Here is a 17,194-nt window from a genome sequence, read left to right on the forward strand (position 1 = left end):
GCCCCCCTACGCCGCGTCGCGGAAGCGGGACGTCCGATGCACCGGGTCCGTGTCGATCTCCGGGATCACGTGCTCACCGATCAGCCGGATCGAGTTCAGCGTGTCCTCGCGGCTGATCCCGATCGGCAGCCCGAAGCTCAGCTGATCCGCCCCCGCCTGCTCCCACCGCTTGCACTGCCGCAGCACCTCGTCCGGATCGCCGCAGATCATCAGCTCCTCGGCGATCAGGAGCTCGATGATCTCCTCGGAGTACTCCGGCAGCAGCTCCGGCCACTCCGGTATGCCCTCCGGCCGGGGGAACGTGTCGTGGTAGCGGAACAGCAGCGACTGCAGGTAGTTCAGCCCGCCGCCCACCGCGATCTCGACGGCCTTCGCGTGCGTCTCGGCGCAGATGGCCGTGGAGGTGACCATGACGTTGTCGTTGACGAAGTCGCCGACGGGCTCGGCCTCCTTGACGGCCGTCTTGTAGGACTCGACCACCCACTCCATGTCGGAGACCTTCTGCACGCTGAAGCCCAGCACGCCGAGCCCCTTCTTCCCCGCCATCGCGTACGAGGACGGCGACCCGGCCGCGTACCACATCGCCGGGTGCGACTTCCCGTACGGCTTGGGCAGGATCTTGCGCGGCGGCAGCGACCAGTGCTTGCCCTGGAAGCCGACGTACTCGTCCTGGAGCCACATCTTGGGGAACTCGGCGATGGTCTCTTCCCAGAGTTCCTTCGTGTGGTTCATGTCGGTGATGCCCGGCATGAAGCCGAGGATCTCGTGGCTGCCGGCCCCGCGCCCGGAGCCGAACTCGAAGCGGCCCTCGGAGAGGTGGTCGAGCATGGCGACCTTCTCGGCCACCTTCACGGGGTGGTTGACGGGGGCGAGCGGGTTGAAGATGCCGGATCCGAGGTGGATGCGGTCGGTGGCGTGCGCGAGGTAGCCCAGGTACACATCGTTGGCCGAGAGATGCGAGTACTCCTCCAGGAAGTGGTGCTCGGAGGCCCAGGCGTACTTGAAGCCGGACTTGTCCGCCTGGATGACGTACTCGGTCTCCTCGATCAGCGCCTTGTGCTCTGCCCCGGGGTCGCTCTTGGCCCGTGCGGCGGGCACGTACCCCTGCACAAAGAGCCCGAATTCCAAGGGGGTTCACCGTCCTCAATCGTTTCTGACGCACCGTCAGATCGTGATGCGTCCGACTGTTCCACCGGCACCCGCACCCGTCAATACCTGACGCTTCGTCAGATTCACTCGTGCGGCTCAGAACAGGCTGACGCCCGCCAGCCATCCCCCGTCGATGACGAACGGCTGCCCGGTGATGTACGAGGAGTCGTCCGAGGTCAGGAAGAGCGCCAGCGCCGCCACCTCCTGCGGCCGCCCGATCCGCCCCAGCGGTACGTGCTTCCGGTACAGCTCGGCCACCGCCGCCCTGGACTCCTCCGGGTCCGCGGTGGGATCCAGCGCCGCCGGGTTGGTCATCGCGGTGTCCACGGCCCCGGGGCAGAGCGCGTTGACCCGTATCCCCTTCGCCGCCAGCTCCACCGCCGCCACCCTGGTCAGCCCGAGCACCGCGTGCTTGGTGGCGGCGTACGCGCCCACGAACGCCATGCCCGTGAGCCCCGTGTACGAGGCGGTGTTGACGATGGTCCCGCCGCCCGCGGCCTCGATCTCGGGTGCGACGTTCCTGATCCCGAGGAAGGCGCCCACCTGATTGACCTGCACCACCTGCTGGAACTCCGCCAGCGGCGTGGCCACCAGCTCGTTGAACCGGAGGATCCCGGCGTTGTTGACCAGCCCGTCGATCCTGCCGAAGGCGTCCTTCGCGGCAGAGACGGCGGCCTGCCAGTCTTCCTCCCGGCTCACATCCAGATGGACGAACCGGGCGACGTCCGCCCCCAGCTCCTCGCGTATCTCCTTGGCCAGCGCCTCGCCCTGCTCGTCGAGCACATCGGCGATCACCACCCGCGCGCCCTCCGCGGCGAACAGCCGCGCCTCCTGCTCGCCCTGTCCGCGCGCCGCACCGCTGATCAGCACGGCGCGCCCGTCCAGCTTGCCCATGGCCTGACTCCTACCTGTCGAGATGGGGGGCGACCTCGGCGGCGAACGCCGCCATCTGGTCGGTCAGTTCGCTGCGGCTCCTGCTGCGGAACCGCACCTGGATCTGGTGGACGCCCATGGCTCCGTACGCGCGCAGCGACTCGGCGAGAACCTCGGGCTTGCCGGCGAGGGTGCGCCGCCCCACGGACCACTCGGGCTCACCGACGTACAGCGGCTCGGTGATCGCGCCGACGACGATCGGGGCCTCGATCCCGGCCGCCTCGCGCAGCTCCTTCAACCGGGCGATCTGCGCGGGCAGCTTCTCCCGCGGATCGCCCTGCGGCAGCCAGCCGTCACCCCGCACCGCGGCCCGGCGCACGGCGGCGGGCGAGGAGCCGCCCACCCAGACCGGCACCCGTTCCTGGGCCGGTCGCGGCAGCTGCCCGAGCCCGGCGAAGGAGAACCGCTCCCCCGTGAACTCCGGGTACTCCTCCGGACCGAGCGCCGCCTTCAGCGCGTCGATGGTCTCGTCGAGGACCCCGCCCCGCCCGTCGAAGTCCGCCCCGAGCGCCCGGAACTCCTCCGGCACGTGCCCGGCCCCGACCCCGAGGACCAGCCGGCCGCCGCAGAGGTGGTCGAGGGTGGCGTACTGCTTGGCGGTGGCCAGCGGGTGCCGCAGCCCGACGACGGCGACATGGCTCATCAGCAGGACGCGCTCGGTGATCCCGGCGAGGAAGGAGAGGGTGGCGACCGGGTCGTACCAGACGGTGCCCATGACCCCGGCGAGCCGCCGCGGGATCGCGACGTGGTCGCAGCTCGCCAGGTAGGCGAAGCCGGTGCGGTCGGCGGTGCGGGCGATCTCGGCGAGGTCGGCGGGGGTGGCCGCGGCCTCCCACCCCTCGGCGTAGATGGTGCTCTGCGACTGGATCGGGAGCTGCATCCCGTACGGCAGCGGCCCGGTGAGCGGTATCGGCACCGAACGGCCTCCTTCCCGCTGGAATCTGACGCATCGTCACTTGACGGACGCGGGGCCATCGTCGTACCTGACGCCACATCAGACAAGGGGCGGGGAGGGGCTGCCCGGCAGCGGGTGCTGTCGGACCCGAGCCCGCAGCACAACCGGGGCCATGTCGACGTGTGGGTGCCGTACGACGAGGCCGAGGCCCGGATGGCCGCGGCGCTCGCGGCCGGCGGCCGCCTGGTGAACGACGCCGACGCACTGTCGAACCGGGTACTGACCGACCCCGAGGGAAACGAGGCATGCGTCGGCGTGGCCGGCCCGCCCGAACCGGCCGCCGACCGCCCCTGACCACCCTCGACCGCTCCTGGCCGTTCAGGCGGCTCCCCAGCCCCTCAGGCCGCGTCAGTCGCTCGGGCCCCGGTACCGGAAGTCGCCCTCGATCTCGATCCGGGTCGGGGGCTTGCTGCCGTCGTAGAAGTTCACGTCGTCGCACTCCCCGGTCCAGCGCAGCCGTAGGCGGTCGCCCACACGCGAGGGCGCGCGGCGCTGCGCCGACACGGCGGAGACCCGACCCCGCCGGTCCGACCGGCCGGATGGGCGGGTGAAATGCAGTGTCTGCCCCGGTCGCTAGGATTCCGGGGCCCGCACCTGCGGTCCGTGAAGCGAACACTTTCACGACCAGTGGTGCGGGGCTGTGGATTCACTTGCGAGAGCCCATAAGGCGGTCCGCGGTCGCGGGCCGTCCGTGACCAGTGGAGTTCGAACAACATGAGACCTCGACGTCTGCGCCCCTACGTGTGCATAGGCACCTTCCTCGCAGTCGGCCTCCTGGCCGGCTGCTCCTCGTCGGACGGGTCGGCCGAGCCGACGCGTTCGGAATCGTCGTCCGACCGGCCCGCGCACGCGAGCGACAGCCCGAAGGAGTCGTCCCCGGCCTTCGCCACCCCGGCCGAGTGCGACGGACTCCAGCTCAAGGGCGGTACGACCCTCGCTGGTTCGGCCCTGTCGAAGTGTCTGGTGGCCGCCCTGAAGGCGTACGGATCGGGGACCGAGTCCGTGCAGTCGGGGGACGAGTCGGGGACCTCGCGATTCATCTTCGGGGACGAGTCCGCGCTGGCCGGTTCGATGACGGGGCCGGAGGGGGAGAAGGCGTACGTCTTCAAGGGCGAGGACGAGTGGATCAAGACACCGGGGCTCGGCAAGTGGGTCAAGGGGGACAAGAGCAGCAGTGACCCGCAGGAGCAGATCGTGGCCGCCACGGGGAAGCTCTACCGCGCGCTCGCCGATCCGGAGATGACGGCCCAGATGATCGCGTCGGCGCCGGAGTGGACCGTCGAGCAGGAGCGGCCCGTGATCTCCCTGGAGAACGGGGAGGACGTCACGGCGTGGCGGATCGTGAACAAGAAGCCGTACACGTTCCTGGGCGCGGCCGTGCGGGAGCACATTCTCTGGTTCGGGGACGACTTCACGCCCTACGGCGGTCAGGCCGAGTCCCGGGCGGGCGGCGTGCTGAGCACGACCACGCAGCACTTCTACGACCTGGGCAAGCCGGTGACGATCGAGGCGCCCGAGTAGGCCTGCGGGCCCGCAGACCTGTCACGTACCGCGTCCCGGGCCCCGGCGTCCGGGGCCCGGGACGCGGGCGGACAGGCTCCTACAGCGGGACGACGACGAGGGCCGTGTCGTCATCGGCACCCGCCACAGGCAGCAGGTCCGCCGACAGGGCGGCGGCGAGCCGGGAGAGGCCGGTGTCGATGTCCTCGTTCCGGCGCTCGATCAGGCCGTCGGTGTACAGCACGAGGAGGGCGCCCTCGGTGAAGGGCACCGTCGCCTGCGGCCAGGGGCCCGGTTCACAGCGGGCGCCGGCTTGGCCCCGCAGCGCGGCGAATACGCGGACAAAGTAGGAGATGTTATCGGGCCTGGACGTCTGGAACGCCCCTGACCAAAACTCTTGCTTGAGCAAGCTCTCATCGAACAGGTAGAAGCCCTCACCGGGGTAGAGCGAACGCGCCCGGCCTTCCGGGATGATCTCGATGGACACATACGGAAGCCGAGACACATCCAGGAGGTGATCGAGCTGCCCGTTCATCACCTCGGCGCCACCCGTGTTGTTGGTCAGTGCCGAGGCTTCCAGGAGGAACGAGAAGACCGGCGCCCCGGTGCCGAGAAACCTTTTCCGAACCATGCGGTTCTGCGCCGTTTCCTCGACATCGTCCAATGGCAGGTCGTGAAGCCTGGCATGGATAGTGAACTGCGCCTTGGCGTAATCGACCGTCTGTAGAAAACCGGGAACGAACAGCGACTCATAGACGCGAAGAACCCTGGTCTTTGCATACAGGCCCATGGCTTGCAACTGGAGACGTTTCATCCCCGGTCGGTGCCACCGTTTGCAGTCGGTCCACATCAACTCGATCTCGCGACGCACCGCGACAAGTTCGGGAATCTTCCCCTCGGCGGCGCAAGCCGTTGCTCACCTTCGGATGTCGTCCTCGGTCGGGACCTGCGTCCCGTGCTCAATCTTCGACACCTTGGTCTTGTGCCAACCGCAGCGCCTCGCGAGCTCGACGGCCGAAATGTTGTTGTCCCGGCGTAGTTCCTTGAGCTGGGTGCCGAAAGCGCGTCTCGTGGAATCGTAGGGTTCTTGGTCCGACATTCCTCTAGGGCTTGTACTCACCGTTGGGGACACCGAGCGACCATGCCCGCTCGAATGCTTCATTGCAGAATCCGACCACGCACGGATCAGTCGAGAGCTGGATGTCCGTCTGCTGGTTGTCTCCCCCGACGAGGTTGAACACCACCAGGTCATCACGGATCAGGCAGTCGTTGCCCGGCAAGGGCAGCACCGATGCGAGAGGGCGGGGAAGCCACCGAAGACGCTCCGCGGGGTCAGCCAGCTCGACCGCCATCCGCTGATATTCCGAGAGCGGTTCGGAGACAACCCTCACGCGCCGGTAAGGAAATCCGGAAGCGGCCTTCCCCGTCAGGAATTCACGATGCCCGCGCATCGTCTCCTCGACTGTCTCGCGGTCGCCCGAACGCCATGCGTCGAACAGTGAACGGTCTACCTCATAGAAGTCGCGCAGCTCAAGCTTTCGGATTTCTTGGGCAGGGTCACCGAACAGCAGCTCGATTCGGCGTGATGCCGAGATCAATTCCATAGCGCTCCCTGACGTACTTCCGCACGAACACATCCATGGTCCGCCCGGACATCTCCCCGAACGTCTCGTCTTCGGCCAGCGCGACGAGCTGATCCCGAACCTTCGGCCCACGCTTCTTGAGCTGCACGATCCACGAATCACGGTCGGTCTCGTAGAACGTCTCGCACTCGATTCCGCCTTGCGATTCGGGGTCCGTACAGAAAAACGTAGCGGTCACATCATCGTCACGGTAGCCATGTTGCCGCATTTCTCTCCCCCCGTGGTCGGGCCAACGCCGCCCACCGGCCCTCGCCCTGCGACCACTCCGAGGTCAAGCACCCAGCAGCACGAATCCTCCCCCCGGGGCGAAATCCCAGCAACTATGAGCAACTTCGTTGAGTCCCATCGGCCAACGCTCGTACGGTCCGTCCCACGCCCCTCGCCGCTCACGTCGGCGAAAGAGCGGGGCCGTGGGCGAGCACTGCCATCCACCCAGCAGCCGGCCGCATGCGGAGTGCATGCGTCACCGATACCAGCGCTGAGCCGCCCTCACGGCGGTTCGTGAGCAGAGCGGAGGTACGAATTGAACGCCGTCGACCTTCTCAGGTCACCCAACACCGTACTGGCCAACGCTGTTGACGATGCCCTCACGGCTGGTACGAGACGGACGTGACGCCCTTGGGCGGCGGCTACCTGGACTTGGCGACTCTGTGCCGCAATGTCGTCAAGGAACGGTCCTGCCGCGCTGAAGACGGCACGTTGCACGTCATGGTGAAGAGCGGCGACTGGGCGTTCGGCTGCCAGTTGGTGGACGGCGCACACGCGGCCATCGGCACATCTGCCGCCCCGGTGCCGCTTCGGATCTTCATCCCTCAGATCCTCGGCAGCGACGGCGGGAAACTCTCCAAAAGCCTCCTGAACGCGACTGCCGATGCCGGAGACCCGTCGGGAGGCAGCACCGCCGAGTGGCTGCTGAATCCGGCTGTGTGGCCCGGCACGCAAGCGGACTACGTGGAAGCGCTCACCGGTGTCGGGGAGCTGATGCTCAGCGACCCGAGGCACTTCTACCGGTCCTACACCACGACCGCATTGGAAACTCTGATGACCAGCCGCCGAACTGCCAGGAACCAGTCCCAGGCACATGGCCGTCCCCGCAGCATCCAGATCTACAAGCAGTACTTCGACCTGATCGCCGACGGCTCCAAGACCGTCGAAGTCCGGGTGGCCTACGAATCGATGAAACGGATCAAGGCCGGGGACCTGCTCAACTTCACCTGTCGCGGTGAAGAGTGCCTGACCCGAGTCAAGCGCATCGGCCGGTACCGCACGTTCACGGAGATGTTCGGCACCGAGGACGTGAAGGCGGTCAACCCGAACGCCACCGCGGCCGAACAGTTGCGGGCGATTCAGGCGATCTTCCCGCCTCACAAAGAAGCCCTCGGCGTCCTCACGTTCGAGATCGAGCGGGTGGACGCCGATGAATAGACCCCGGCGGGTGCTGGTGGTCTGCAAGGGCAACCATTGCCGGTCCCCGATCGCGGCCGTGATCATCGCCGCGCGATCCGGGGGCGCGCTGGAGGTGCGCTCGGCCGGCACCCGCAACTGGCATGTCGGCAAGTCCGCCCATCCCCTGGCGATGGAGGCCGCGGCCGCCTTCGGCTACGACCTCACCGGGCACCGGGGCCGACTCCTGGACGAGGACCTTCTCTCCTGGGCTGACGACCTGATTGCGGTGGACGACGAAACCGCCCTGGCCGTCGAAGCGCTGGCCGGTCCGGGTCGACCGGTCTCCGTCCTCGGCGAGGGCATCACCGACCCCTGGGGAGGCGGCCCGGAGGACTTCGCCAGGACCGTCCTGAAGATCCAGGAAGTCACCGGGCTGCCCCATACGGCCTGAACGCCACCCCAAGCACCCCGGCCGCCCGTTGTTTCTCGTGAAAAAGCGGTCCGCTGTTCCCCGTGAAGAAGCGGTCCGCGCTACGAGCCCTCATAGATCACCGGTGCCCTGCCGGCACCCAGGCTGGTTCACCTCAGCTACGAGAGCATGCTGGATGGAGACCGGGCACGGCGGAGTTTGCTCTGGCGCAAAATCAGGAGGCCGGCAGGGCGCCCGTGTCGTGATCCGCGTCGCCCTCGTCGTCGTCCCCTCCGCTCGCCGCGCTCTCGGGCCGGGCCGCGTGGCCGGGGCCGGCCGCTCCCGCCTGCCCTTCCTCCTCTTCCTCGTCCCCGTCCCCGTGTTCGTCCGGCGCGGCCTGGACGCCCACGCCCTGGGAACCCGACACGTTCTGGTCGATCGCGCCCCCGCCACCGTCGTGGTCGCTGCCCGCCGTGCCCTTGCTGAACGGGCCCAGCACGTTGAGGGTCCGGTCCACCTCCAGCCAGGAGTCGGCGTTGGAGTTGTCGATGGTGACCAGGGAGGGCCCGTGGTGCGTTTCCATGCCTCCGTCGGGGGCGTCGGCCCAGGCGCTGCCGACAGCCAACTGGCCCTGGCAGAGCGCGCTGAGGGCGACCACCAGGGCCGCACGCGCCTTCGGCGAGGTAATTCCCATGATCCGGCTCTTCTTTCCCGGCCGCACGGTCCTGCCGGTCCGTGCACGGCCTGATTCGCTGTGGTTCGCGTGTACCGGGGTCCCGACGGCGCGCAGACGGGCGCCATCGGGACCCCGGCGTGCGGGTGGAACGGTGACGGGCCGGGCCGCATGATCCCGGCACATCGCCCACGTCAGACGGCCACCGGCTCACGGACGGGGTGGTGCCTGCTGATGTTCTTCTCCAGCAGTTCCGTCGCACGCCGCACTCCGATGCCGTGGGTGGCCACGAACTCGGGAAGCCGCCCGTCGGACTGCTTGAGGTCCGTCAGCGCGGCGTCGATGGCGGCATGCGCGGCGAAGAGGCAGGGAGTGCTGTAGATGGCCACCTGGCACTCCAGGTCGGTCAGTTCGGAGAGCGAGAGCCTGGGTGACTTCCCGCCCGCGATCTGGTTGAAGAGCAGCGGCTTGTCGCCGACCACCTTCCGGATCCGCTTGATCCATTCGACGCTGCGCACGCCGTCGACCAGGACGACATCGGCGTCCGTCTCGGCCAGCGCCTCGGCCCGGCGCAGGATCTCGTCCTCCTCCGTGGCGTCCGTGCGGGCGACGACCACCAGATCGCGCCTGCTCTCCAGTACGAGGTTGAGCTTCTCCAGGTACTCCTCCAGCGGAAGCACCTGCTTGCCGTCCGCGTGACCGCAGCGGCGCGGACGCTTCTGGTCCTCCAGGATGACGCCGGAGGCGCCGATCCTCTCCAGCCGCTGGACCACGTGGCAGGCGACCTCGTGGTCGACGTAGCCGTCGTCGATGTCGACCAGCAGGTGGTGGGTGGGGAAGGCCAGCCGCAGCCGCTCCACGAAGGCCACCATGTCCGGCCATGCGATGAAACCGATGTCGGGGAGCCCGTAGTGGGAGGCGGCGAAGCCGAATCCGGATACGAAGAAACCGTCGTAGTGCCGGGCGACGACGGACGCCGAGTACATGTCGTAGATACCGATGAGAGGGGTGGTTCCCGGAGTTCGGACTTCTTCCCTCAACGCACTTCCGTAACGCACAGCGTCTCCTTGCCCATGGGCCGTTGGTTCGCGGATCGGTGCTCGGCGCATCGCCGATGCGCCGAGTGACGGGTGATGTGGGCTCCGGTGACACCGGGGACCGGACCGGAAGCCACCGGGCCACCGGAAGGCGGATCGGGGCTCGCGGATGCCGACGGTTCAGCAGCAAGCCGATGCGGCGAGTGCGGGAACACCGGAACGCAAAATCTTCCTCTGTACGAAGACGCGTATACCTATACAGACATGACCGTCTCTTTACTCTTGGACACGCCGCACTTGACCTTGTGTACGACACTTCGCGGGTGAGTGCCGGGCCTCGGTTGACGGCGTCAGGAAGCCGGGGCCGGTCTCCTCCGGATCACCGGGCACCGCCGGTGAACCGCACCTCCGGATACCGGGGCGACGGCCCGTCGAGGATCGGGGCACCGCGACCGCGCAGGTGGAGGTCGAAGAAGGCGAGCAGGAAGCGCCGCTGGATCTCGACGGCGCGCATCCCGTCGAGCGGCCCGACGATCTCGGCCAGTTGTTCGTCGGTCGCGCCGAGCCGGTCGGCGACCTGCGGCAGGAACGTCTCGTAGTCCGTGTACGAGAAGTGCCGGGTACCGGTCAGCCGGAGTCGGCGGCGCCAGCCCCGCAGGCGGGGCCAGATCTCGGACCAGCTCGGATCGTTGTCCGCGTCCTCGCTCATCAGGAGGAACGGCTTGCGCAGTCCCTCGGCCACCACCGGGCCGAAGAGGCTGCCGTCGAGATTCGCGCCCGCCGCGATCGGTACCCCTGCCGCCATCGCCGACGCCGCGGTCGCCCCGCCCAGCGAGTGGCCGAACATGGCGGTCCTGGACAGGTCGAGGACGTCGCCGAGCCCGTGCGGCAGCGGATCCCGGCGGCCCCGTACGCGCCGCGACAGCTCCTCCAGTACGAATCGGGTGTCGGCCACCCGCACGTCGACCGCCTTGAGGATCGTCGGGTCGTCGTCCTCGTCCGTGAGGGGAGGCATCGCGTACTTCTCGACCCGGCCACCGGGGAACTCGACCTGTCCGGCGTCATAGGTGTGGTCGATGGTCACCACGATGTATCCGTGGCCGGCGAGTTCCTCGACCAGCGCCGTGCTGGAACCGCGGTGCTGGCCGTGCCCGTGGGAGTAGAGGATCACCGGGCGCCGGCCCCCGCGCGGGTCCGCCGCCGCACCGGTGCGGGCGTGGGTGTCCGGCAGCGTGGCGTACTGGGGAAGGAGGTATCCCGTCTGCTGGAAGACCTCGGCGGCCTGCCGGGTCAGCCAGGGCGCGCTGGGCAGGCCGGCGGCCGCACGGGCGGGGTACCAGAGCTGAACCATCAGTTCCCGTACCGGCCGCGCGGCGACCCAGGGGTCCCGACGGCTGCGGTCGCTGAGATGAAGCGCCACGGTACCGAGGCGGTGGGGACCGCTCGGCCGCGGAAGGACGAGCCGTACGGGCGGTTGCTCATCACCCGGCACCCGGCGGGGCGATGCGGGGGCGGAGGCTGCGGGGGCGGCGGCGGTCACGGCGAGACCCGCGGCGAGGGCGGTGCCCGCGGTCACCGCCCGCCTCCTGCTGATCCCGGTGGTCCTGCTGGTCTCGCTGATCCTGCTGGTCTTGGGGATGCTGCTCGGCAGGGACGGGGCCGGACGCTGCATGGCGGTCTCCTTCGTGGAAGGCGGGCCCGGGGCGCGGGCTCATGGATGTCCTGCCGCAACGCTAGGAGCCGCACGGTCGGCGAACTGCTGTGATTTCTCACCGCTTTCGCTGACATTTGTCACCCGGCGGCCGAGGACCGGGGACCGGTCGGAGAAGTCCGGCCTTCCGCCTCGAAGCCCCTGCGACTCGGCCGAACCGGTCGAGAAGGCACTGGCGCTGTTGCCATGCGGACGACTTGAAGGCCCCCGCACGCACGAGCCGGAGACCTGCCGTCCATTCCGGCGCCCGCCTTTCACTCAATGGGTGACACGAGGGGCGTCGGAGGCTGGGCAGGATTCCCGGGCTTGGAACCGCCCCACACGGCCAGGCAGGTTCTCGTCCACGCACAAGATGAAGGAGCACGCCTTGAAGAGCATGGAACTTCTGTCCACCCGCACGCTGATCGCGGCAGCCGCTTCGGTCCTGCTGATGGCCGGTACCGCGCAGGCCGCCGCACCGGCGAAGTACGCGAAGCACACGGATGCCGCCGCCGTGTTCAAGAAGGCGGGAGTCACCTGGACGTCCAGCGGCAAGTGCTCCGACTGGAACAAGAAGTCGTGCACGTCGTTCACCCGGATCAACAAGGCGTCCGTCGCGGGCGTCATCGCCTTCAAGAAGATCAGCGGCTGCCAGGTGGTCATCACGGGAGGGACCGAGGTGGGCCACACCCCCGGTACGTACAGCCATCGCAACGGATACAAGACGGACATCTCCACCAAGGTTCCGTGCGTCAACAACTACATCAAGCGCAAGTTCGCGAAGGCGGGGAAGCGCAGTGACGGTGCCGCCCTGTACAAGTCCCCCGCAGGCAATGTGTATGCGAACGAGGGCAGCCACTGGGACATCACGCACCACAACAGCAAGGCATAGTTTCCGCTCCCGCCCCTGACGTGAGACGACGCCCGTCCGTCGGCAGGCGGACGGGCGGGCTGACGGGCTGACGGGCTGACGGGCGTTGCGCGGTGGACGCGGATGCGGGGGTGCGGGGTGCGGGGGGATCGTCTCGACCGACTCCTGACTCGCAAGTAACCTTACGCAAAAGTAAATCCACGACCGGGCAGGGAGTCTGGACCATGGCCGATCGCTATCCGCACTTCACCGGCACGGCACCCGGCCGCTTCCCGGCCCGGCGGCCCGGCCTCCCGCAGCCCGCGTCGGCGGCCGTCAACGGCCAGATCGTGCGGGTCTGCGGCCAGAACCTGCTCGGTGCGTGACCCCATGCCGCATACGAACATGACACTCGTACGGGCAGCTGTCACGTCTCCGTTCAAGAAGGCCGGCCGTCCGGGCGCCACCGTGCCCACCGACCGGGCGGTCCTCCCGGCCGCGCCGGCCGTCCCCGGCCGCCTCGCCTCGTACCGCCGGATCTGCGGGTTCTCCGAGCCGGACACCCTGCCGCTCACCTACCCGCACGTGCTGGGCCTTCCGCCGGCCATGCGGCTGATGACGGCCCGGAGGTTCCCGCTGCCCGTCGTCGGGCTCGTCCACACCTGGATCGAGATCACCCGCCACCGGGTGCTCCGTCCGACCGATCGGCTCGAACTCACGGTGTACGCCGACGGGTTGGCCCCGCACCGGCGTGGCACGGAGGTCACGATGGTCACCGAGGCGCGGCTTGCGGGCGAACTGGTCTGGGAGTCCCGCAGCGGCTACCTCTCCCGGCACGCGACGGACGGACCGGGCGGAGACGACGCGACGGACGGACCGGGCAGACCCGACACGGCGGACGCACACGCCCCGTCCCCGTCCCCAACACCGGACCCGGCCCCGGAGCTGCCCGCCGTCGCCGAGTGGCGGCTGCCCGGTGATCTGGGACGCCGTTACGGCGCCGCGTCGGGCGACCGGAACCCCATCCACCTGTATCCGCTCACCGCCCGGCTCTTCGGCTTCCCCCGGGCCATCGCCCACGGCATGTGGACCGTCGCCCGCTGCCTGGCCGAGTCACCGCACCCCGATGAAGTCCGGTGGGTGCGGGCCGACTTCAGGGCCCCCGTCCTGCTGCCCGCCACGGTCACCTACGCGGCGAACCCCACCGGCTTCCAGCTGCGCGGTGCGGACCGCGTCCACCTCACCGGGAGGACGGTGACCGACGCGCCCGGACCTCAGGCGGGTTCGGCGGCTGCCACGGGCGGCCGTTCATAAGGTTCTCCAGCCCCGCCCAGGCGAAGTTCATCAGGGTGGCCGCGGCTTCCTTCGCCGAGACGCCCGGCGTCTCGTTCGCCCATCCCGCGAGCGATTCCGCGGCCCCCACGAGCGCCTGCGCCAGCCCCGACACATCGCGGTCGGGGAGCGCCGGATCGTGGTGGGCCTCGCGCGCCGCGGCCCCGATCAGACCCGTCACGAACGCGACGATCTCGTCCCGCATCGCCGTGACCTCGGTGGCGAACGGCTCCCCGTGCGTGCGCGCCTGGCGGTGCAGCACCGCCCAGCCGTCCGGATGCTCCGCGGTGTGCGTGAAGAACGCGCGCAGCCCCGACCACAGTTGCCGGTCGGCCGGAAGACCCGGCTCCGCACCCGACCGCACCGCCTCGGCGAGCGCTTTCGCCTCGCGCCGAATACAGGCGGTGAACAGCTCTTCCTTGGAGTTGAGGTACAGGTACACCAGCGGCTTGGACACCCCGGCCAGCTCGGCGATCTCGTCCATCGAGGCGGCGCGGTATCCGCGCTGCCCGAAGGTCTGCACGGCGGCGTCCATCATCTGCTGCTCACGCACGGCACGCGGCATCCGTCTGCTCTTCACAGCACCCACGTCGACTTCCTCCCACCCCCGCTGTGCCACTCCCCGGTAAGAGTACGGCGCGGGTCTCGCCGTCGTCGTACGGAGCGGGCAGCCGTTCCGGCCACATGGCCGGCTGCCCCGCGTCCGGCCCCGTCGGCGGAGCATCAGCGGCAGCACCCCCGGAAAACGCGACGTGGCCTCCCCTCCCCCGATCGGAGGAGAGGAGGCCACATGGCGTCGGACTACGCGGCGACCGGCACGCGCTGCGGCTCGGTGTCACGCACCTCGGCGGCGTCGACCGGGGAGGACGAGGCCGCGTTGTACGCGTCGTGGTCGAGGATCTTCTCGCGGGCCGAGACGATCACCGGAACCAGCGCCTGGCCCGCCACGTTGGTGGCCGTGCGCATCATGTCCAGGATCGGGTCGATGGCCATGAGCAGACCGACACCCTCCAGCGGAAGGCCCAGCGTCGACAGCGTGAGGGTCAGCATGACCGTGGCGCCGGTGAGACCGGCGGTGGCCGCCGAGCCGATCACCGAGACGAACGCGATCAGGACGTAGTCGCCGACACCCAGCTGGACGTCGAAGATCTGCGCGATGAAGATCGCCGCCAGCGCCGGGTAGATCGCGGCGCAGCCGTCCATCTTGGTGGTGGCGCCGAACGGGACCGAGAAGGACGCGTACTCCTTCGGGACGCCGAGGCGCTCGGTGACCTTCTGGGTGACCGGCATGGTGCCGACCGAGGAGCGGGAGACGAAGGCCAGCTGGATCGCCGGCCAGGCGCCCTTGTAGAACTGGAGCGGGCTGAGCTTGGCGACGGTGGCGAGCAGCAGCGGGTACACGCCGAACAGCACCAGGGCGCAGCCGATGTAGATGTCGGCGGTGAACGTCGCGTACTTGCCGATCAGGTCCCAGCCGTAGTCGGCGATCGCGTAGCCGATGAGGCCGACGGTGCCGAGGGGGGCGAGGCGGATGACCCACCACAGGGCCTTCTGGAGGAGCTCCAGGACGGACTCGCTGAGGGTGAGGATCGGCTGGGCCTTTTCGCCGAGCTGAAGGGCGGCGATACCGGCGACGGCGGCCATGAAGACGATCTGGAGGACGTTCAGCTCGGTGAACGGGGTGATCACGTTGTCCGGGATGATGCCGGTGAGGAAGTCCAGCCAGGAGCCCGCGTGCTCCGGCAGCTTGCCATCCTTCGGGGTCAGTCCCGTACCGGAGCCCGGATTGGTGATCAGGCCGATCGCGAGGCCGATGGCGACCGCGATCAGCGAGGTGATCATGAACCAGAGCAGGGTGCGGGTGGCCAGCCGGGCGGCGTTGTTGACCTTGCGCAGGTTGGTGATCGACACCAGGATCGCGAAGAAGACGAGCGGCGCGACGGCCAGCTTCAGCAGCTGGACGAAGATGTGGCCGACCTTGTCGAGCGTGGTGTAGAGCCAGTCGACGTCGTACGAACGGGCAAGCCACCCGAGGACGACGCCGAGGACGAGACCGGCGACTATCTGGGCCCAGAACGGGACCTTGGGTATACGGAAACCGGAGCCGGAGCCGGACGGGCTGTCGGTCGCGGCGGCGGACGCGGGATTCGCGGACACGGACACACTCCAGATGTGACGCATCGGGGCGCACGGGAACGCCGTGCGGGGGACGGGGGTGCGGCGCCCGCGCCAGGGGCGGCGCCGCTGCATGGGGCCGGTTCAGACGTTGCGACGACAGACCGCGGACATACAGCGGCAGAGATCGACGTGCAGGCGCTCCACGAGCGGGACGCTCGCGGCGAATCGATGGCGCACTGCTGTCTTCATGTCGAACACGTTAACACTTGAACTTTGAGATCCTCAAAGGTCTTCTTTGACCCCCGTTGAGCGCCGACGCGGGCACCGAAGCGCCCGGCATGCCTGCGAGAACGACGAAACCCCAGCTCAGGAGCGGTAGCTCCGGCACTGGGGTTCGGTACGGAAACGGTGCGGGTGTGAGGAACCTTACGCAGCCTTTACGCGGCCACCACGTCGTTCCTCACCCGGTGAGCCCGGCAGGCCCGGTCGAGCCCGACACGCACGGTCGAGCCCGGCAGGCCCGGTCGTCACGGGGTGACGTGGTCCTCACGGGTCCGGTTCGCTTCGAGCCGCGCCTTGGTGCGGTCGACGGTGGACACGATCTGCTCGGACATCTCGTCACGCTGCTTGCGCAGCAGCACGTAGCTGAGCGGCGCGGAAAGGACCAGGGCGAGGAGGATGACCCAGACGATGTTGGAGCCGTTCGTCCCGGAGGGCAGCAGGCCGAAGTGGACGGCCACGGCTGCGACGAGGAAACAGCCTACGAAGATGCTGAGGCGCATCGCGGTGTACCGAATGGTCGCGCTCGGCTTGGCAGCGGACACAGTTGGCCCCTCTCTCTACGTACGACGGTCCTACGATCCTGCCCGACCAGTGAAGCATGCCCCGGAATCGATCACTTCGGAGGGCCGTGTCAAAAGGGGTCCGCCGCGTTCGCCGCGGGCTCTCAGCCCAGCGGCAGCAGCATGATGATGTCGTCCCGGTCGTCCCCCTCGGCCACCCGGATCGCGTCGGGCACCCGCCCCACCTCCTTGTATCCGCACGAGGCGTAGAAGCGGTCGACACCGGTGCCTCCGCGGCAGGTGAGCCGGATCGCCTCGATCCCGTCGATCCCCCGGGCCGCCTCCGCTGCGGCGTCCATCAGATCGCGTCCGTACCCCTTGCCCTGGTGGCGGGGATGGACCATCACCGTGTAGAGCCAGAGCCAGTGGGTCATCAGCCGGTGCGTGTTGAGGGCGAGGAAGGCCGTGGCGGCGACGGCACCCTCCTCGTCGCGGCCGACGAGGAGGCGGGTGCGGCCCTCGGCCATGGCGACGAGGTGATGGACCAGCTCGGGCCGGATGTCATCGGTCGTGACGGGCGGCACGAAGCCGACCGCGCCGCCCGCGTTGGAGACATCGGTCCACAGCCCGGCGATACCGTCCCGCAGATCGCGGTCGAACGAGGGATCCCACTCAAACGTAAGTGCCATAGGTGAAGATTAACCATTACAGAACCGGCGCTACAAGGTCATGTCCAG

The 17,194-nt window shown here is 68.8% G+C and carries 22 protein-coding genes; 7 read left to right on the forward strand and 15 right to left on the reverse strand.

The window, feature by feature from the left end:
- Positions 1–6: 6 nt before the first annotated feature.
- The 3 genes from ACFVT1_RS17240 to ACFVT1_RS17250 form a co-directional block, all read right to left on the reverse strand.
- The gene (locus tag ACFVT1_RS17240) at positions 7–1,128 is read right to left on the reverse strand and encodes an LLM class flavin-dependent oxidoreductase (RefSeq protein WP_389795959.1); all 1,122 of its coding nucleotides are present in this window, start codon (positions 1,126–1,128) and stop codon (positions 7–9) included.
- A 117-nt stretch (positions 1,129–1,245) separates the two neighbouring features.
- Positions 1,246–2,043 carry an SDR family NAD(P)-dependent oxidoreductase gene (locus ACFVT1_RS17245; RefSeq protein WP_389795960.1) on the reverse strand — a complete coding sequence of 266 codons (798 nt, stop codon included), beginning with the start codon at positions 2,041–2,043 and terminating at the stop codon, positions 1,246–1,248.
- Between the two features lie 10 nt (positions 2,044–2,053).
- Complete coding sequence (locus ACFVT1_RS17250; protein ID WP_389795962.1) at positions 2,054–2,962, reverse strand: TIGR03619 family F420-dependent LLM class oxidoreductase; 909 nt, start codon at positions 2,960–2,962, stop codon at positions 2,054–2,056.
- A 93-nt stretch (positions 2,963–3,055) separates the two neighbouring features.
- Here ACFVT1_RS17250 and ACFVT1_RS17255 point away from each other — a divergent pair, with 93 nt between their 5' ends.
- Entirely contained in the window at positions 3,056–3,331 is a 276-nt protein-coding gene (locus ACFVT1_RS17255; RefSeq protein ID WP_389796209.1) for a VOC family protein, read from the forward strand.
- 54 nt (positions 3,332–3,385) lie between these two features.
- Here the strand turns inward: ACFVT1_RS17255 and ACFVT1_RS17260 are convergent, their stop codons facing one another.
- On the reverse strand, positions 3,386–3,541 hold the full coding sequence (locus tag ACFVT1_RS17260; RefSeq protein ID WP_389795963.1) for a hypothetical protein: 156 nt from the start codon (positions 3,539–3,541) through the stop codon (positions 3,386–3,388).
- Between the two features lie 210 nt (positions 3,542–3,751).
- On the opposite strand from ACFVT1_RS17260, the gene ACFVT1_RS17265 reads away from it, so the two are divergent.
- Positions 3,752–4,558 carry a hypothetical protein gene (locus ACFVT1_RS17265; RefSeq protein WP_389795965.1) on the forward strand — a complete coding sequence of 269 codons (807 nt, stop codon included), beginning with the start codon at positions 3,752–3,754 and terminating at the stop codon, positions 4,556–4,558.
- A gap of 79 nt (positions 4,559–4,637) precedes the next feature.
- Here ACFVT1_RS17265 and ACFVT1_RS17270 read toward each other — a convergent pair whose 3' ends face one another.
- The 4 genes from ACFVT1_RS17270 to ACFVT1_RS17285 all read right to left on the reverse strand — a co-directional run bounded on the left by ACFVT1_RS17270 (position 4,638) and on the right by ACFVT1_RS17285 (position 6,358).
- On the reverse strand, positions 4,638–5,351 hold the full coding sequence (locus ACFVT1_RS17270; RefSeq protein ID WP_389795967.1) for a Scr1 family TA system antitoxin-like transcriptional regulator: 714 nt from the start codon (positions 5,349–5,351) through the stop codon (positions 4,638–4,640).
- 102 nt (positions 5,352–5,453) lie between these two features.
- A complete protein-coding gene (locus ACFVT1_RS17275) occupies positions 5,454–5,699 on the reverse strand; it encodes a helix-turn-helix domain-containing protein (RefSeq protein WP_389795969.1) in 246 nt (81 codons plus the stop codon).
- Positions 5,641–6,141, reverse strand: a complete 501-nt coding sequence (locus tag ACFVT1_RS17280; RefSeq protein ID WP_389795970.1) for a DUF6879 family protein — start codon at positions 6,139–6,141, stop codon at positions 5,641–5,643. The genes ACFVT1_RS17275 and ACFVT1_RS17280 overlap by 59 nt, the downstream gene beginning before the upstream one ends.
- Complete coding sequence (locus tag ACFVT1_RS17285) at positions 6,095–6,358, reverse strand: hypothetical protein (RefSeq protein ID WP_389795972.1); 264 nt, start codon at positions 6,356–6,358, stop codon at positions 6,095–6,097. Before ACFVT1_RS17285 ends, ACFVT1_RS17280 begins: the two co-directional genes overlap by 47 nt.
- Before the next feature lie 431 nt (positions 6,359–6,789).
- On the opposite strand from ACFVT1_RS17285, the gene ACFVT1_RS17290 reads away from it, so the two are divergent.
- Positions 6,790–7,605, forward strand: coding sequence for an ASCH domain-containing protein (locus ACFVT1_RS17290; protein WP_389795974.1), 816 nt, complete (start codon positions 6,790–6,792; stop codon positions 7,603–7,605).
- On the forward strand, positions 7,598–8,017 hold the full coding sequence (locus ACFVT1_RS17295; protein WP_389795976.1) for a low molecular weight phosphatase family protein: 420 nt from the start codon (positions 7,598–7,600) through the stop codon (positions 8,015–8,017). The genes ACFVT1_RS17290 and ACFVT1_RS17295 overlap by 8 nt, the downstream gene beginning before the upstream one ends.
- 193 nt (positions 8,018–8,210) lie before the next feature.
- Here ACFVT1_RS17295 and ACFVT1_RS17300 read toward each other — a convergent pair whose 3' ends face one another.
- From ACFVT1_RS17300 to ACFVT1_RS17310, 3 genes are all read right to left on the reverse strand, one after another.
- Entirely contained in the window at positions 8,211–8,669 is a 459-nt protein-coding gene (locus ACFVT1_RS17300; protein ID WP_389795977.1) for a hypothetical protein, read from the reverse strand.
- A 173-nt stretch (positions 8,670–8,842) separates the two neighbouring features.
- Positions 8,843–9,706, reverse strand: a complete 864-nt coding sequence (locus ACFVT1_RS17305; protein WP_389795979.1) for an oxaloacetate decarboxylase — start codon at positions 9,704–9,706, stop codon at positions 8,843–8,845.
- Between the two features lie 358 nt (positions 9,707–10,064).
- Positions 10,065–11,357 (reverse strand): alpha/beta hydrolase family protein, encoded by a 1,293-nt coding sequence (locus ACFVT1_RS17310; protein ID WP_389795981.1) that lies wholly within the window; start codon positions 11,355–11,357, stop codon positions 10,065–10,067.
- Positions 11,358–11,772: 415 nt separating this feature from the next.
- Between ACFVT1_RS17310 and ACFVT1_RS17315 the strand changes: the two genes are divergently transcribed.
- The 3 genes from ACFVT1_RS17315 (at position 11,773) to ACFVT1_RS17325 (ending at position 13,539) form a co-directional block, all read left to right on the forward strand.
- On the forward strand, positions 11,773–12,267 hold the full coding sequence (locus ACFVT1_RS17315; protein ID WP_389796212.1) for a hypothetical protein: 495 nt from the start codon (positions 11,773–11,775) through the stop codon (positions 12,265–12,267).
- Positions 12,268–12,470: 203 nt separating this feature from the next.
- Positions 12,471–12,611, forward strand: a complete 141-nt coding sequence (locus tag ACFVT1_RS17320) for a hypothetical protein (RefSeq protein WP_389796222.1) — start codon at positions 12,471–12,473, stop codon at positions 12,609–12,611.
- Positions 12,612–12,615: 4 nt separating this feature from the next.
- Positions 12,616–13,539, forward strand: coding sequence for a MaoC family dehydratase (locus ACFVT1_RS17325; protein WP_389795982.1), 924 nt, complete (start codon positions 12,616–12,618; stop codon positions 13,537–13,539).
- On the opposite strand, the gene ACFVT1_RS17330 is transcribed toward ACFVT1_RS17325, so the two are convergent.
- The 4 genes from ACFVT1_RS17330 to ACFVT1_RS17345 all read right to left on the reverse strand — a co-directional run bounded on the left by ACFVT1_RS17330 (position 13,466) and on the right by ACFVT1_RS17345 (position 17,146).
- Entirely contained in the window at positions 13,466–14,122 is a 657-nt protein-coding gene (locus tag ACFVT1_RS17330) for a TetR/AcrR family transcriptional regulator (RefSeq protein ID WP_389796213.1), read from the reverse strand. The two genes, ACFVT1_RS17325 and ACFVT1_RS17330, sit on opposite strands and share 74 nt — an antisense overlap.
- 236 nt (positions 14,123–14,358) lie before the next feature.
- On the reverse strand, positions 14,359–15,714 hold the full coding sequence (locus ACFVT1_RS17335; protein ID WP_389795984.1) for a dicarboxylate/amino acid:cation symporter: 1,356 nt from the start codon (positions 15,712–15,714) through the stop codon (positions 14,359–14,361).
- Positions 15,715–16,202: 488 nt separating this feature from the next.
- Positions 16,203–16,457 (reverse strand): DUF4229 domain-containing protein, encoded by a 255-nt coding sequence (locus tag ACFVT1_RS17340; RefSeq protein WP_389796216.1) that lies wholly within the window; start codon positions 16,455–16,457, stop codon positions 16,203–16,205.
- A 164-nt stretch (positions 16,458–16,621) separates the two neighbouring features.
- The gene (locus ACFVT1_RS17345) at positions 16,622–17,146 is read right to left on the reverse strand and encodes a GNAT family N-acetyltransferase (RefSeq protein ID WP_389795986.1); all 525 of its coding nucleotides are present in this window, start codon (positions 17,144–17,146) and stop codon (positions 16,622–16,624) included.
- Positions 17,147–17,194: the final 48 nt, after the last annotated feature.

Origin of the sequence: Streptomyces sp. NPDC057963, assembly GCF_042887155.1 — a bacterium.
In the GTDB taxonomy this organism is placed as follows: domain Bacteria; phylum Actinomycetota; class Actinomycetes; order Streptomycetales; family Streptomycetaceae; genus Streptomyces.